Consider the following 14319-nt stretch of genomic DNA (forward strand, 5'->3'; position numbering starts at 1 on the left):
ATAGATATGGCTACACCCGACTTCGACACGGCACGACTCCCCGCTCCGGCCCTCTGGGGTCTCACCGCGATGCTCGCGGTGACGGGGTGCGGGATGTCTGATGAGGTTGGCGAGGTCGAACCAGTCAACTTCAAGAGTGTGGATGAATTATTCGAAGCTGTTGATCGTCACCTGGAGTGCCCAGAAGACACTAGTGGAGATTATGCTTTCGACGCCGGCGAAGAGCATGGACTGCTGAGCGGCCGACGGTGCGCCGAAAGCATTGTCATGGCTTATTCAGATAATGAAGTCGTCATCGAGGAGATTCAGGACAGGATGGCCACAGCCCAAGACGGTGCGTTGCCGATGGTACATGATGCCACGTGGTTCGTCGTGGATATCACCGAGGTCGCTGGGAGCGATCTGGAGCTCGCGCACCCCGCCTCGCGAGATCTTGAAGCTTTGGCTACCGCGCTTCGTACCGACTACACGGAGCTCTAACCACTTCATCACATAGACGCTTGAAGCCTCGGACAGCTGAGCTGTCCGAGGCTTCTCTTACGCAGCATGCTCTGGGTGGTTTCAGAGCCAGCTTTTACTACGCGTCGATAATGTTATGTTCTGGGCCGTATGGGAACTTAGTGATGTTTTCTGCACCATCTTCTCCGACCACGAGGATGTCGTGTTCGCGGTAGCCACCGGCGCCCGGCTCGCCTTCCATGACCGTGATCATCGGTTCTATCGACACGACCATGCCAGGTTCTAGCACTGTATCGATGTCTTCGCGCAGTTCTAGGCCTGCTTCGCGTCCGTAGTAGTGCGACAGCACCCCGAAGGAGTGGCCGTATCCGAAGGTGCGGTTCGACAACAGACCGTGTCCGATGAAGATTTCATTCAGTTCATGTGCGATGTCTTTACAGACTGCACCGGGCTTGATGAGTTCGAGACCGGCTTCGTGAACTTCCACATTTGCTTTCCACAGCTCTAACGTACGAGCGTCCGGTTGTCCCAGGGTCAATGTCCGTTCGAGAGCGGTGTAATAGCCCGATGTCATTGGGAAGCAGTTCAGGGACAGCAGATCGCCGCGCTGCAGTTTGCGAGTGGTTGCCCAGTTATGTGCACCGTCGGTGTTGATACCCGACTGGAACCATACCCAGGTGTCACGTACCTCTTGGTCTGGGAAGGTCTTGGCAATTTCGTGGGTCATTGCTTCGACACCGATCAGTGCGACTTCGTATTCGGTAATACCTTCGCGGATCGCGGCCTTGATTGCCTCACCGCCGATGTCACCGATGCGGGCACCGTGCTTGATGACCTCAATTTCTTCGGCGGATTTGATCATGCGCTGACGCATCGCTGCCTGGGAAATATCCAACAGCTGGGCGGATGGGAAGGTGTCCTGGAGTGCCCTGCGCTGCATCGTGGTCACAGTGTCGTCTTCGACGCCGATGCGCTTAGCGCTGATGCCCTGGCGGGCAAGGGCTTCCTGTAGGCCGTAGTAGAAGTTGTCGCGGCGCCAGTCGGTGTAGACGATGTTGTCACCGTAGCTGGTTCGCCATGGCATGCCGGCATCAATGTTGGCAGTCACCGAAATGGATTCCTGTGCTGTCACAACCAACGCGTAGGAGCGACCGAAGTATGTGAAGAGGAAGTCCGAGTAGTACTTGATGCTCTGATAGCTCGTCAAGATCACTGCGTCGAGTTCTTTTTCGGCCATGATTGAGCGCAGACCAGTCAAACGACGCTCAAATTCGGCGTCCGAGAAAGTCAGCGGCTGCTTTTCTCCATTATGGAGGGTCTTCAGACGCTCTAGTTCGCTGACATTCGTGACATTAGCCATGTGGTTCTCCTTGAAAATCCTCAGCCCGTGTGCTTGGTGCTGAACCATAGTGGTGAATAGGTTTTGAGCCTCGCGGGCTGAATCCCGCCGCTCTGATATGGAAACCGGCAACCGATCAAGTTGCGATCAGTGCAACGCCGTTGCATCCAGGATATGTGTGAGTATCCTCACTGTCAAGAGGGTTTTGGAAAATCTTTCAAACCTTGCCATGAGGTCGCCTGACGGCATCAGAACACGCCAAAACGGGCGCTTCCCGTGAGGGAAGACACCCGTTTTGCCTGCCCCCAAAGGTTAGGACAAGTTATCACCGGATCCTGGCGGACGTGAGGAGACAGTAGTGGCGTCATCAGGTGACTCCACGAAACCCTCACCGTCGGGGTCAGGAATTAGCACCAGGTTTGGATCCGGGTCATTGATGGCCCGCTCCATACGACGAATCTGCTTATTGCGCTTATGTAGTCGTCTAATCAGGTTGGCGATCATGAGCAGGATGACAAACGAGAACGGGAAGGCGCCGATGATGGTTCCGGTTTGGACGGTGTCTACGACTGCCTCACCACCGATCGACAATAAGACAGTTGCCACGGTGCCAATACTCACGACCAGCACGACACGGAAGACCGGACTGGATTTGCGCGGTGCCGTCACGAACTCACCTAACGCATACGTACCAGCGTCCAGCGAGGTGATGTAGTAGGTAGCCACCAGCACTGTCGCAACGACAAGCAAGATGGTTCCAATCACCGGGATCTGATCGAGCATCGCGAATAGCCCGCTTGAGGTGTCAGCTGCGACCTGTTCACTAATAGAGCGGCCCAACTGGTCGTCATAGTAGATCGATGCAACGCCGATGACGCCGACCCAGACCATCACAATAAGCGACGGCACAACGGTCACACCGAGGACGAATTCGCGAATCGTCCGCCCACGGGAAATGCGTGCCACGAAACCCGCTACGAACGGCGAGAAAGCAATAACCCAGCACCAGATAAAGACCGTCCACCAGCCGTTCCAGCTATCCTGCCACGTATCGAGCGACCCTGCGGCAAGCTGGAAGTCGGTGAAGAAGCTCATCGACAAGAAATGCTGACCGAATGTACCAAAAGTTTGGGTCATGGTTGAGAGCATGTAAATCGTCGGGCCGAAGATGAACACCGCTACAACAAGTATGATACTCAGAATCGAGTTCAGTCCAGATAATCGGGCCATACCTTTGTTAATGCCAACAAAGGCTGAGATGCCCGTCACGGCAGCGAAAGCACCGATGACGATCATCCACATGACCGGTCCTGACTCGAGTCCGGTAAACGACGTAATACCTGAGCCGAACTGCATCGCCGCAAAACCGAATGATGTTGCCAAACCGAGCACTGTGGCGATGATTGCCAAGAGTTCGATTACCACACCAGCCGGGCGCTGTACTTTCTTGGGCAGGATATCAACGGTCGCTTCGCGGAAGGTTAGCGTCTTACCCAGGTTGTGATGCGAGTATGCCAAGCAGAGCGCCACGACGCAGTACATCGCCCAGGCTGTCAGTCCCCAGTGGAAGTACGTCCAGACGATCGCGCCTTCTTCTGCTCCACCTGTTCCCACAACAGGGATGACAGGGTTGTCATCCCGCAGCATGATGGGTTCAGCTACCGACCAGAAGATCAGCCCGATGCCCTGCCCGCACGCAAAGAGCATAGAGTACCACGCGAAGCGCCCGTGCAAAGGTTTTGCCTTCGGACCACCAAGACGAACTTTGCCGAATTTACTAAAGGCCGCCCAAATACATACGATCAGTGCAACCAGCGAGTACACGATGAATAGCCATGTGAATTCACCGGTAACAAATGTCCGCAGCATCGAAATAGCTGCGGCTGCACCATTTGGGTTGACGATGACCCAGATAACCGCGGCAACTATGAGTACCGGCGGAATAATCATGATGAGCAGTCGGTCTAGGGGTGGGATTTGTCGGCCCATGAACCGGGGCACTTCAACCGGGGGCTGTTCATCGGACTCCACGGGCTGCTCTCCTGCATATTCAACCGACACTTCGGAAGATTTTGTCGTAGTTTTGGCACTGGTCATGTCAATTTGCCTTTCGTGGGGCAGCCATGAGTTGAAGTTCGGAAACGAGAGCCGAAGAAACCGCTCCGCGGACAGCTTCAAATAATTGCTGACCCTTTTCAGCGGTAGCAGCTTTTGCCGACGATAGGCACCCACTTGATGGCGTGCGTCCCGGATCTTCTGGGAAAATATCGTAATTCGTTAGCTGCGCTGGCGGATGATCCATGACTCGGGACATGTCGACTTTGTCGGGGTATAACAACAGCATCAGCGAGGTCTCGAGTACTCCACCGTGCTCGATGTCCCAACCGAGGAAACCATCGGGAAAGACACTTTGGAGTGTCGTCTCATCAACGAAATCCCAGTAGGACAGCAGCATGCCCCGTCCTGCATTTCCATCCTTGCGGGCTTGTGCCACTGCGCAGTCGAGACCTTCATAGACGAACTGGTAATTCTCAAAGTGGCCATTGAGCACGACGACATTCTGGAAACCTTGTGCAAGAAAAGACGAGACCACATCCTCGATCAGATTGATCATAGTGACGCCCCTCAGGCTCGTAGTTCCCAAGCGGTGGTTGCCTCCACCTGAACGGGGCTGGGATTTATATCCGTATGCGAAGACTGGTGCGACGAGAGCTCCAATGTTCTCTGCGACTGATGCAGCGATCGCCGCTGACAGCATGGCATCGACACCAAGTGGCATGTGGGGACCGTGTTGTTCGGTTGCTCCGGTGGGAATAATAACCGTTGATCCTTCTCGACTGAGATACTCGGCAAATGTATCCGCATCGAGGTCTTCCAGAAAGACTGAAGACATATGTACTCCTTGACTCCCCAACAGTCGGGGTCATAATTCCGGCAACGTGCCGATCAGAGAATGTGCAATTCATAAAGTTGCCTCGAACGCAACAGTGTTGCAGCAAATATATACAGTGGTGCTCATCACAGTCAAGAAGATTGGGGGAAACGAAAATAGGCATCGCAGAATACTGCACGGTCATAGTTGCCTCAGACGCTGGTCGGGCCGTCATCGTCGAAGCGTATTTGAGCACCACAGCGCCAACATATAACAGTGCTCTGTGATGTGACGTCATCAAGCATGGCCGAGCAATCAGGACACAGCCGGTCGAGCCAGCACGCTGGGTCTCCCATTAGCTATGCCTCCGTAAGTAGTCCTGTAGGATGCTCGCGTGGTTGATGGCTTTATCTTTGGCTGCGTAGAGCAGCGTCACGCGCTCGTTATCGTGAATCAATTGGATGATTTCATCGACAGCATCTTCGTGGTCCTCATCGGAAAGTTCCTGCTCGTATCGTTCCGCAAACTCGTCGAGCCGGTTCGGGTCATGATCCCACCACCTTCGCAGGTCACGGCTTGGCGCGATGTTTCTTAACCAATGATCTAGCTGCGCTTGTTCTTTGCTGACGCCGCGTGGCCAGATTCGGTCCACCAGAACTCGTAGACCATCGGAATCATCAGCGTCATCATAGATCCGTTTGATGACGATCTTACGGCTACTCATATTCTCACCCTATGACCGACCGACTGACGCCTGTCAACCGCATAGCTGCGGTTTGGGACACTTTGTTCAATGAAATGCGGCTGAGGAGCTTCTGGTCAGGCCGGGGGATATTTCGTCGAACCGGCATGAGACCGCTCTTGAGAGCACCGTAGCCGACTGCACTCCAAGTCAGACCCATTGTGCTCGAGCCAACTATATGTTTGGCTCGGCACTACCGACCTGCACTCTGAGAGGATCACACTATATGCCACTCTATGATTACCGGTGCCCCGAGGGGGATATTTTCGAAGCCTTCTTTTCCATGCATGACAAACCCGATACTGCCACCTGCCCGAGCTGTGGGCAAAGCGCCAGCAGTCTCATGCCGGCTATCGGCCCCTCGAAGCTCAACTCGGCACAAATGCGCCTCCTAGATGCAACCCGAGCCACCGCCGAAACTCCCGAGGTGGTGCATTCCATCTCAGGTGCTCGCTCCAAGAAACGCCCCTCGACTCCTGTCACCCGAAATCCACTGCATCAAAAATTGCCCCGCCCTTAGGGGCTCGCATACGAACGAAGGAGCATCAATGCTTGGCAATCTTTTCCCCCTCGATTCATCCAAACCATTTACCGAACAAGAAAAGATCGGGCACAACCGTTACCACCCCGAAATCCCACCTGTAGCCACTGTAAAACCCGGAGACAGCTTCCGAGTGGATTCTCGAGAATGGTTTGACGGCGCCATCAAAAATGATGACTCCGCTGAGGACATTCTCAATGCGCCCATGAAGAAAGTCCATGGCCTATCCGGACCTTTCCGGATCGAAGGTGCCCAACCCGGCGACTTACTCATCGTCGATATTTTGGATGTCGGACCAATCCCCCAGGAACAAGGTCCACTAGCTGGACAGGGGTGGGGCTATACGGGCATCTTTGCTAAATCCAACGGCGGCAGTTTCTTAGTCGAACAATTCCCGGACGCGTACAAAGCGGTTTGGGACTTCCACGGCCCCTGGGCGACGTCGCGCCACATTCCGGGGGTGAAATTCGAAGGCCTTACCCACCCCGGGATCATGGCTACTGCACCCAGTGCCGAACTGTTGGCGAAATGGAATACTCGGGAAGCGGCCCTAATCGCTACCGACCCGGAGCGTGTCCCGCCACTGGCGCTACCACCGGAGCCCGAAGAGTCCGTCTTGGGCAGCGTCCCGCAAGCTGATCGGGCACGCATCGCAGCTGAAGCCGCCCGTACCGCTCCTCCGCGAGAAAACGGTGGAAATCAGGACATCAAGAACCTGACTAAAGGTACCCGGGCGTTCTACCCGGTCTTTGTTGACGGTGCGAACTTCTCGGTTGGTGACCTGCACTTCTCACAGGGTGACGGGGAAATCACGTTCTGTGGCGGCATCGAGATGGGGGGTTATCTGGAACTGCACGTTGACCTGATAAAAAACGGCATGGAGCTCTATGGAGTGTCCGAAAACGCGATCTTTATGCCGGGTCGCCAGGATCCACAGTTCAGTGAATGGATCGCATTCTCCGGTACTTCGGTAACTTTGGACGGCGAGCAGCGCTATCTTGACTCCCACCTGTCGTACCAGCGAGCGATCTTGCACGCGATCGATTACCTCGCGACTTTTGGTTACTCACCCGAACAGGCGTACCTGCTGCTGGGTGCAGCCCCGGTCGAAGGACGTCTGTCGTCCGTCGTCGATATTCCGAACTCGTGTTCAACGGTCTACATTCCAACCGCGATTTTCGATTTTGACGTGCGACCATCAGCCAACGGTCCCCACCAAATCGACCCAGGAATCGGCGCTCCCAAAGCAGCTGATCCTGTCTTCGGGTGATTGCTTCGGTAGTTGGCTCCATACATACCACCGGTGGCGGGCGTTGCTCGAGGCGCCCACCACCGGTGCATTGCGTATGAGGTCAGGGATATTTAACGACGAATCTTGGCTCCTTCAGGATCGTAGATGGGATCCATGGCAACTTCTGCCGGGACGGACCGGTCAAAGTGCTGGATCACGACGTCGTTGCCGGGCTCGGTGTATTCGGGATCTAACCAGGCATACGTGATGGTTTTGCCCACGGTGTATCCGAAGTCCGATGAGGCGGTGTACCCGATCGTTTCGCCGGCCTGATTGCGTACCGGGGAACCAGGGTTCGGCGATCCGAAAGGGAAGGCAGACGTCAACGACACCATCCTGCGGTAAGTCCGAGGCGGCGTCGCTAGCGCATCATAGCCAAGGTAATCAGTTTTGACCTTAGAGACCGCGAATCCGAGACCGGCCTGGTCTGGCCGATGCTCACGAGTAATATCTGCCCCGTAAGAGCGGTAGCCTTTTTCCAAACGGAGCGCGTTGAAGGCTAACCGTCCGCCGATGATCAGTCCATATGCTCTGCCTGCGGCTTCGATTTCCTCCCACAGACGGGCACCATGATCTGCGGTCGTGTAGAGCTCCCAACCCAGTTCGCCAACGTACGACACCCGCAGTGCCAAGACCGGCACGGCCGCCACGTAGATCTGCCGGGCTTTGAAGTAACCGAAACCCTCATGGCTGATGTCGTCGTCGGTGAGTTTACCTAGGACATCGCGGGCATGCGGTCCCCACAGACCAATGCAGCAGGTTCCCGGGGAGATATCTGTGATCGTGACGTGTTCACCGTCTATGACATTGTTCTTCAAGTGCATCAGGTCACGGTGATTATTCGCCCCGATCATATATTCGTCTTCGCTCACCCGGGCTACGGTGATATCCGAGAGAATACCGCCCGTTGCATCCAGCATCAGCGAGTAGGTCACCGAGCCGGGGGCCTTCGAAACTTTATTCGTAGTGAGCCGTTCGAGCAGTGCGGTGGCATCCGGACCTTCAACGCGGTAGCGAGTGAGTGAGGTCATATCGTACATCGCTACGCGGTTCCGGGTGGCCCAGGCTTCTGCAACAGCAATCGGTGAGAATTCGGAGGTATCCCATGCCGGAATTTTCGGGAAGGTCAGATCAGCTTCTTCAAGGATCCTGCGGTTTTCTTCCAGCCATAGCGGGCGTTCCCACCCATTGGCTTCGACAAAATGCGCGCCGGCGAGCTTCTGGTGGAAGTAGAACGGCGAGGTCCGCAAGCGCCGCAATTTAGCCGACGCAGCACGCGGATGACGGATGTCGTAGACTTCGTCATAGGCTTCTAGACCCTTTTGCCGCGCGAACTCGGGTGACAGTAATTGGGTGTCGAAGCGGGCCACATCCAGGTCTGCTGTGTCGATGCCTGGGTCACCCGTCGTCATCCAGTCGGCTACTACTTGCGCCACGCCGGCCGAGGCGGTGACCCACACGGCCTGCGCCAACCACACACCACGCACGGTATTTGATGGACCCAGCAGTGGCCCGCCGTCGGGAGTGAAGGAGAACAGGCCGTTGAAGGAGCGCTCCTCATCAAGTCCACCGTCACGAACCGAAGGATAAACCCGCTGAATCTCTTCCCAGGTTGGCGCGTAGTCCTTATAGGTAAACTCATGGATGGCGGGTTGGCGTCCAGAAATATGCGCTGCTTGCGGAGTCGCGATTTCGTCTTGGCGCACTTCTAGTGGGCGGTGCTCATAGGCGCCCACCGCAAGCGTCTTGCCTTGCTGACGGAAATACAGCCCAGCACTCTGGTGGCGGATAATCGGGTGGTTGCAGGCCTCATCATTGACGGCGTCTTGGAACTCGTCCAACTCGTGGCTATAACCCATCCCGTGTTCAATCGGCTGCATCGGGAGGTTGCGGCCCAACCATTTGCCAATCGTGGGCCCCCAAATGCCGCCAGCAGCTACCACGTAATCAGCTTCAATGATGCGTTCATTGTCTCCGCTGAGAGCATCAACGACCTTGACCCCGACGACAATGTCGTCTTCGACCACCAGATCAACAGCTTGTGTGTGGCCGTGAAAGGTTGCGCCGTGTTCAATCGCCCGAGTCGCTTGAGCTTCGACTGCCCTCACCGAATGCACCACCGCATCCGTCGGAGTGTGCAGCGCACCGACCAGCCCTTCGGTGTTGATGCCCGACCAGAGTTCGCATACCCCCTGGGCGTCGATCAATCGGGAGTCCACACCCCAAGCTTGAGCAAAACCGTGGCGACGCTTCAGCTCGCGGAATTGTTCATCCGTGTATGCCAGCTCGATACCACCAACCCGCTTCAGTACCCAATTGTCGTCCCCACCGGGATTCAACTCGTCCAGTTTATTCAGCGTGCGCTGAGCTAGCTCCGACATGGCTTTCGACGGATTGATCTGAAAGACAAAACCGGGCGCGTGCGAGGAGGAGCCACCTGTTCGATACAGCGGTCCTTGGTCTATTACCGTGACATTGCGTGCACCACGTTGCGTCAATTCATCCGCCACTGCGGCGCCGACGACGCCGGCACCAATAACAACGATTTTCGCATCAGGTGAGTAAGTCTGTTGTTCCATGGTCTATCCCCTTGAGTTGCATATGTTGCAACTTATGCGTAAGATGCAACTGTGACTTGTCGCACACATCATAGTGCGATTGGAGTCAGGACACAAGGGGTTTGTCAGAGCGTCGTAAGAGGACGAATATTGTGAGTTCGAATCAATCAGTTGACCGGGCACTGACGGTCTTATGGATCCTCAATGGACTACAGCAAGCCACGGTTACTGAGATCGCCGAAGAACTCGGAGTACATAAGTCCACGGCCTCGCGACTCCTCGCAGTATTGGAACAGCACCGCCTCGTTGTCCGACAACCCGGTTCGATGGCCTATGAGCTCGGCCACGGAGTCCTACAATTGGCCAGCACAGTCCGATCACAAAATGACCTGACTCGTTCCGCGCAATTACTCGTGGAAATGGTCGCGGAACATTTCCAGCTCACTGCCAATGTGGCCATCCGTGATGAGATCTTTGCGGTGAACATCGCCCAATCTGCCCCGTCTAAGAGGTTTTTTACGCCCCGCCAGTACGTGGGACGCCGAACTCCCGGTCATGCCACCAGTAGCGGCAAGGTATTGCTGGCTTTTGCTGATCGAACCGTGCAAGATCAGGTGCTCAGCGCCAAACTGGAAACATTCACTGAACACACTATTACTGACCCGGTCTGCCTGGCCGAGGAATTTGCTCTGACGAAAGAACGCGGCTGGGCGGTATCAAATAATGAATGGGATGCCGATATGACGGCTGTCGCGGTCCCCTTGTTGGGCCTCAGTGGCACTGTTATTGCCGCCGTCTCTGTCACCGGGTTTACCCACGACCTACCGCCAGACACTTTCAAGACTCGCGCTGAAGAGCTGGAAACACTGGTCCAACGACACGGCCGCTTACTGGAATAAGCGGCCTGAAAAGCGAAAGACCTCGGATCTCTCCGAGGTCATAGTGCTGTATTGAACTGGTGGCAGATACTGGATTCGAACCAGTGAAGGCAATGCCAGCTGATTTACAGTCAGCCCCCGTTGGCCGCTTGGGTAATCTGCCATGTGCACGTCATCCGTGCACGAATGATTACCTTACCAGCACTTTTTTATTTTTGCGAATCGAGCCATTCCGTGCCTTTAGGTGGGTGTCACCTGCCGGTCATGACCCGCCAGTCGACCTTGTCTGGGGCACCCTCGTAGATTCGCGCTACACTTTGACCAGTACCAGTAATCCAGTCTGTGCAAGGAGAACTCATGGCCAAGGAATCGACGTTTGACATCGTATCCGAGGTGGATAAACAAGAAGTGGCAAACGCAGTAAACCAGGCGTCTAAAGAAATCCAACAACGCTATGACTTCAAAGACACCGATGCTTCGATCGATCACACAGACAACACGATCACTCTGACCGCTAACGCCGAAGAACGAGTGAACGCCATCCTTGATGTGCTGCAATCAAAATTTGTACGCCGCGGAATCTCCCTCAAGGCACTGGACGCCGGGGATCCCATCGCGTCGGGCAAACATTATAAAATTGCCGCAACGATTAAAGAAGGCCTTGATCAGGCCACAGCTAAGAAAATTTCCAAGCTGATCCGTGACGAAGCTCCAAAGTCAGTCAAGGCCAACATCCAGGGCGATCAGCTGCGTGTCTCCTCGAAGTCGCGGGATGATCTGCAAGCAACCATGAGTCTATTGCGTGACTTCGACGATGCCGCACTACAATTTGTGAACTTCAAATAGAGACTAAGGAGCTTTGTCGATGCTGTATCTGATCACTTTTGACCATGACGTATATACCGCACCATCCTCGGTTGGTGACCTACATGTGATGGAACAAGACGGCGAGTCGTTTGATCAACTGGAATTGAGCCCAGTCGAGCTACCGTTCAACTCAGATGACGTGCTCCAGCCAGCATTACGCCACGGGTTCCCGCACCCCCGGGGGCTCCTGGTCGATGGCGGACTGGTCGATATCATGACCGCACCATCGCGACTGGAAAAAGCGGCGTCTGCACAAGACGAGCTAGCAGCTCAACTGGCGGAACTCGATGATGGTCCGGTGTCGGTAGAAAATGCCGGTCACTTTCAACAAAAAGGTCAGGATGCACGAGAAGCCCGACTCGATCACGAAGAGGCACTGGGCTGGGCAAATACCGCTCGCCAAGATCTCCTGAAGCAGCCGATCAATGACCGGCTAGAGCTGCACTGGAAGAACCACGGCAGATAATCCCCGGTGTTTGTTAGCGGTGCTGGCCCATATCGCGGGCTTGTTGAGTTAAGCGCTCGACCCGCTCATCCATGGGCGGGTGGGTCGAGAACCAGTTACGAATTTTGCCAGCAAACGGGTTCGCGATCATCATGTGTGAGGCGGCCTTGACGCGATGATCCTCAGCCGGCATAGGGTGCCGTTGGACGCCACCGGAGATCTTTTCTAAAGCTGAGGCTAACGCCATCGGATCGCCGGTCAATACTGCGCCGTCATGATCGGCGGACGTTTCACGATCGCGCGAAATTCCGGCCTGAACAAGTCCGGCAGCCAGTGGTGCCAGGATTGCAGCAACCAGGTTCAACAACGCATTGCTGTTATTGCCGCGGTTGAACATCAGCATGTAGGCCACACCCTGGATCACGGTGCCCAGGGCCGCGGCGACGGACGAGGTGAGGATGTCACGGTTATACACGTGCATCAACTCGTGCCCGGTCACTGCTCGCAATTCGCGAGGATTCAACAGGTGCATAATGCCTTCGGTGAAACAGATCGCCGCGTACTCAGGGTTTCGCCCGGTTGCAAATGCGTTAGGTTGCTGGGCCGGGGAAATATAGATCCGAGGGGCAGGCTGGCCGGCTTTCTGTGCTAGATCATGCACCATCTCATAGATCCCCCTGAACTGGTTTGGATCAGCAGGGTAAGCCTGCATGCTGCGCAGCGCGATCTTATCCGAGTTCCAGTAGGTCACTGCGGTAGTGACCAGACCGATCCCCGTAAAGAGCACGATCCACATGCTGCTGCCCGTGGATCCCGAAATAGCACCGCCAATGGCGACCAGGATGCCCAACATGAGGGCAAAAAGAAACCAAGTTTTTGTGCGATTTCGTGCTGCGCGTTGCATGCTGTCTTCCTCTAACTATGTGCGGCTGCTCGGGATTTTGCTCGGGAGATGCGAACTTGTTCGTCACGATCAACGACTTTGACCCGTTCACGTTCCACCGGACCGGTCTCTGTGGCCAGATCACCGAGGTTGATTTCGTGATTGTCGAGTTTTTTCCACCCGTTCCAATCACTATATGCAACTCCGCGCTCTTCTAGCAGATGCAAGATGGCGTCTGCATCTGGATTCTCGGCGGTGTACAGGTGATCAGCATCCTCAATGATGTGGCCGATCGTTTCTAAAGCGTCACCCTTGGTGTGCCCAATCAGACCTACCGGACCGCGTTTAATCCAGCCTGCGGTATAGAGTCCAGGTACCGGTTTACCGTCGGCACCCAATACGCGACCTTCTGCATTCTTAATGATGCCGCGTTCTTCATCGAATTGGATATTCGGGACGGCGGAGCCAAAGTAACCGATCGCACGGTACACCGCTTGGACCGGGTAAAACTTCTTCTCGCCGGTGCCGCGCACATTTCCGGTACCGTCCAATTCCATGCGCTGCATCCGAATACCGGCGACTTTGCCGTTCTCGGTCAAAATCTCCTCGGGTGCTTCTAAAAAGTGCAAGTGGAGACGACGCGACGCCCCGGTGCCCTCAGGGTTCTCATCTTGTTCTAACAACCAGTTAGTCAACGTGTTGACCATGTTGCGCACCTGGTTGGACTCTTCGGCAGCCTTCTCGGAGGCCTCATCAAATTCGAAGTCATCTTCGTAGAGAATAATGTCTACATCTTCAACAGTTTTCAGTTCGCGCAATTCCAGCGGTGTGAATTTCACCTGGGCTGGTCCACGACGGCCGAAAACATGCACATCGGTCACCTGAGATGCTTTCAACCCTTGGTAGACGTTGTCCGGGATTTCGGTTTCCAGCATCTGTCGGGCAGGTTTGGCAAGCACCCGTGCCACGTCCAGCGCGACATTGCCGTTGCCAATGACGGCGACTTCGCGTGCAGAAAGATCCCAATGACGGTCGACATCCGGGTGACCGTCGTACCACGACACAAAATCTGCTGCCCCAAAAGAGTTTTCGGCGTCGACACCCGGAATGTTCAAACGGGCATCTTTTATCGCACCGGTTGCAAAGACAATCGCGTCATAGTGTTTTTGTAGATCTTCTAAGTGAATGTCGGTGCCGTATTCGACGTTGCCCAAGAACCGAATATCTCCACGATCCATCACCCGGTGCAGAGCGTTAATGATGCCCTTAATGCGGGGGTGATCGGGTGCCACACCGTAGCGAATCAGTCCAAAAGGTGCTGGATATCGATCAAATAGGTCGATCGACACGTCGAAATCGATATCAGCTTTTTGCAGTGAGTCTGCGGTGTACACACCGGCCGGACCAGCGCCTACGACGGCGATCCGCAGTGGACGATGCATAG

13 protein-coding genes and 1 tRNA gene are annotated in these 14319 nt (G+C 55.2%); 6 read left to right on the forward strand and 8 right to left on the reverse strand.

Translation table 11 applies throughout. From position 1 onward, the window contains the following. Positions 1 to 6: 6 nt before the first annotated feature. A complete protein-coding gene (locus FB556_RS00160; protein WP_141863644.1) occupies positions 7 to 480 on the forward strand; it encodes a hypothetical protein in 474 nt (157 codons plus the stop codon). 97 nt (positions 481 to 577) lie between these two features. On the opposite strand, the gene FB556_RS00165 is transcribed toward FB556_RS00160, so the two are convergent. The 4 genes from FB556_RS00165 to FB556_RS00180 form a co-directional block, all read right to left on the reverse strand. Beyond that, the gene (locus FB556_RS00165; protein ID WP_141863646.1) at positions 578 to 1819 is read right to left on the reverse strand and encodes an aminopeptidase P family protein; all 1242 of its coding nucleotides are present in this window, start codon (positions 1817 to 1819) and stop codon (positions 578 to 580) included. Between the two features lie 291 nt (positions 1820 to 2110). Further along, positions 2111 to 3895 (reverse strand): BCCT family transporter, encoded by a 1785-nt coding sequence (locus tag FB556_RS00170; RefSeq protein ID WP_211343934.1) that lies wholly within the window; start codon positions 3893 to 3895, stop codon positions 2111 to 2113. Position 3896: 1 nt separating this feature from the next. Continuing rightward, positions 3897 to 4691, reverse strand: coding sequence for a creatininase (locus FB556_RS00175; protein WP_141863648.1), 795 nt, complete (start codon positions 4689 to 4691; stop codon positions 3897 to 3899). A gap of 334 nt (positions 4692 to 5025) precedes the next feature. After that, positions 5026 to 5394: a DUF488 domain-containing protein gene (locus FB556_RS00180; RefSeq protein ID WP_141863650.1), complete on the reverse strand. Its 369-nt coding sequence runs from the start codon at positions 5392 to 5394 to the stop codon at positions 5026 to 5028. 244 nt (positions 5395 to 5638) lie between these two features. Here FB556_RS00180 and FB556_RS00185 point away from each other — a divergent pair, with 244 nt between their 5' ends. Both FB556_RS00185 and fmdA read left to right on the forward strand, forming a co-directional pair. Continuing rightward, on the forward strand, positions 5639 to 5932 hold the full coding sequence (locus FB556_RS00185) for an FmdB family zinc ribbon protein (protein ID WP_141863652.1): 294 nt from the start codon (positions 5639 to 5641) through the stop codon (positions 5930 to 5932). Between the two features lie 28 nt (positions 5933 to 5960). Beyond that, positions 5961 to 7223: a formamidase gene (gene fmdA, locus FB556_RS00190; protein WP_141863654.1), complete on the forward strand. Its 1263-nt coding sequence runs from the start codon at positions 5961 to 5963 to the stop codon at positions 7221 to 7223. Between the two features lie 92 nt (positions 7224 to 7315). On the opposite strand, the gene FB556_RS00195 is transcribed toward fmdA, so the two are convergent. Continuing rightward, entirely contained in the window at positions 7316 to 9823 is a 2508-nt protein-coding gene (locus FB556_RS00195; RefSeq protein ID WP_141863656.1) for a GcvT family protein, read from the reverse strand. A gap of 131 nt (positions 9824 to 9954) precedes the next feature. Between FB556_RS00195 and FB556_RS00200 the strand changes: the two genes are divergently transcribed. Then, on the forward strand, positions 9955 to 10701 hold the full coding sequence (locus FB556_RS00200) for an IclR family transcriptional regulator (protein ID WP_170200302.1): 747 nt from the start codon (positions 9955 to 9957) through the stop codon (positions 10699 to 10701). Positions 10702 to 10758: 57 nt separating this feature from the next. On the opposite strand, the gene FB556_RS00205 is transcribed toward FB556_RS00200, so the two are convergent. Beyond that, a tRNA-Tyr gene (locus FB556_RS00205) sits at positions 10759 to 10843 on the reverse strand. Between the two features lie 194 nt (positions 10844 to 11037). Here FB556_RS00205 and FB556_RS00210 point away from each other — a divergent pair. Together FB556_RS00210 and FB556_RS00215 are read left to right on the forward strand one after the other, a co-directional pair. Further along, positions 11038 to 11526, forward strand: a complete 489-nt coding sequence (locus FB556_RS00210) for a YajQ family cyclic di-GMP-binding protein (protein ID WP_141863660.1) — start codon at positions 11038 to 11040, stop codon at positions 11524 to 11526. 19 nt (positions 11527 to 11545) lie between these two features. Next, positions 11546 to 12013: a hypothetical protein gene (locus FB556_RS00215; protein ID WP_141863662.1), complete on the forward strand. Its 468-nt coding sequence runs from the start codon at positions 11546 to 11548 to the stop codon at positions 12011 to 12013. 13 nt (positions 12014 to 12026) lie between these two features. Here the strand turns inward: FB556_RS00215 and FB556_RS00220 are convergent, their stop codons facing one another. Further along, positions 12027 to 12896 (reverse strand): M48 family metalloprotease, encoded by an 870-nt coding sequence (locus tag FB556_RS00220; RefSeq protein WP_141863664.1) that lies wholly within the window; start codon positions 12894 to 12896, stop codon positions 12027 to 12029. A gap of 11 nt (positions 12897 to 12907) precedes the next feature. Then, positions 12908 to 14317, reverse strand: coding sequence for an FAD-dependent oxidoreductase (locus tag FB556_RS00225; protein ID WP_141865204.1), 1410 nt, complete (start codon positions 14315 to 14317; stop codon positions 12908 to 12910). Positions 14318 to 14319: the final 2 nt, after the last annotated feature.

It is taken from the genome of Enteractinococcus coprophilus (genome assembly GCF_006716305.1).
Taxonomy (GTDB): domain Bacteria; phylum Actinomycetota; class Actinomycetes; order Actinomycetales; family Micrococcaceae; genus Yaniella; species Yaniella coprophila.

Coding starts and splice junctions, on each gene's coding strand:
- FB556_RS00160 (WP_141863644.1), top strand. CDS start 7: ATGGCTACACCCGACTTCGACACGGCACGACTCCCCGCTCCGGCCCTC.
- FB556_RS00165 (WP_141863646.1), bottom strand. CDS start 1,819: ATGGCTAATGTCACGAATGTCAGCGAACTAGAGCGTCTGAAGACCCTC.
- FB556_RS00170 (WP_211343934.1), bottom strand. CDS start 3,895: ATGACCAGTGCCAAAACTACGACAAAATCTTCCGAAGTGTCGGTTGAA.
- FB556_RS00175 (WP_141863648.1), bottom strand. CDS start 4,691: ATGTCTTCAGTCTTTCTGGAAGACCTCGATGCGGATACATTTGCCGAG.
- FB556_RS00180 (WP_141863650.1), bottom strand. CDS start 5,394: ATGAGTAGCCGTAAGATCGTCATCAAACGGATCTATGATGACGCTGAT.
- FB556_RS00185 (WP_141863652.1), top strand. CDS start 5,639: ATGCCACTCTATGATTACCGGTGCCCCGAGGGGGATATTTTCGAAGCC.
- fmdA (WP_141863654.1), top strand. CDS start 5,961: ATGCTTGGCAATCTTTTCCCCCTCGATTCATCCAAACCATTTACCGAA.
- FB556_RS00195 (WP_141863656.1), bottom strand. CDS start 9,823: ATGGAACAACAGACTTACTCACCTGATGCGAAAATCGTTGTTATTGGT.
- FB556_RS00210 (WP_141863660.1), top strand. CDS start 11,038: ATGGCCAAGGAATCGACGTTTGACATCGTATCCGAGGTGGATAAACAA.
- FB556_RS00215 (WP_141863662.1), top strand. CDS start 11,546: ATGCTGTATCTGATCACTTTTGACCATGACGTATATACCGCACCATCC.
- FB556_RS00220 (WP_141863664.1), bottom strand. CDS start 12,896: ATGCAACGCGCAGCACGAAATCGCACAAAAACTTGGTTTCTTTTTGCC.
- FB556_RS00225 (WP_141865204.1), bottom strand. CDS start 14,317: ATGCATCGTCCACTGCGGATCGCCGTCGTAGGCGCTGGTCCGGCCGGT.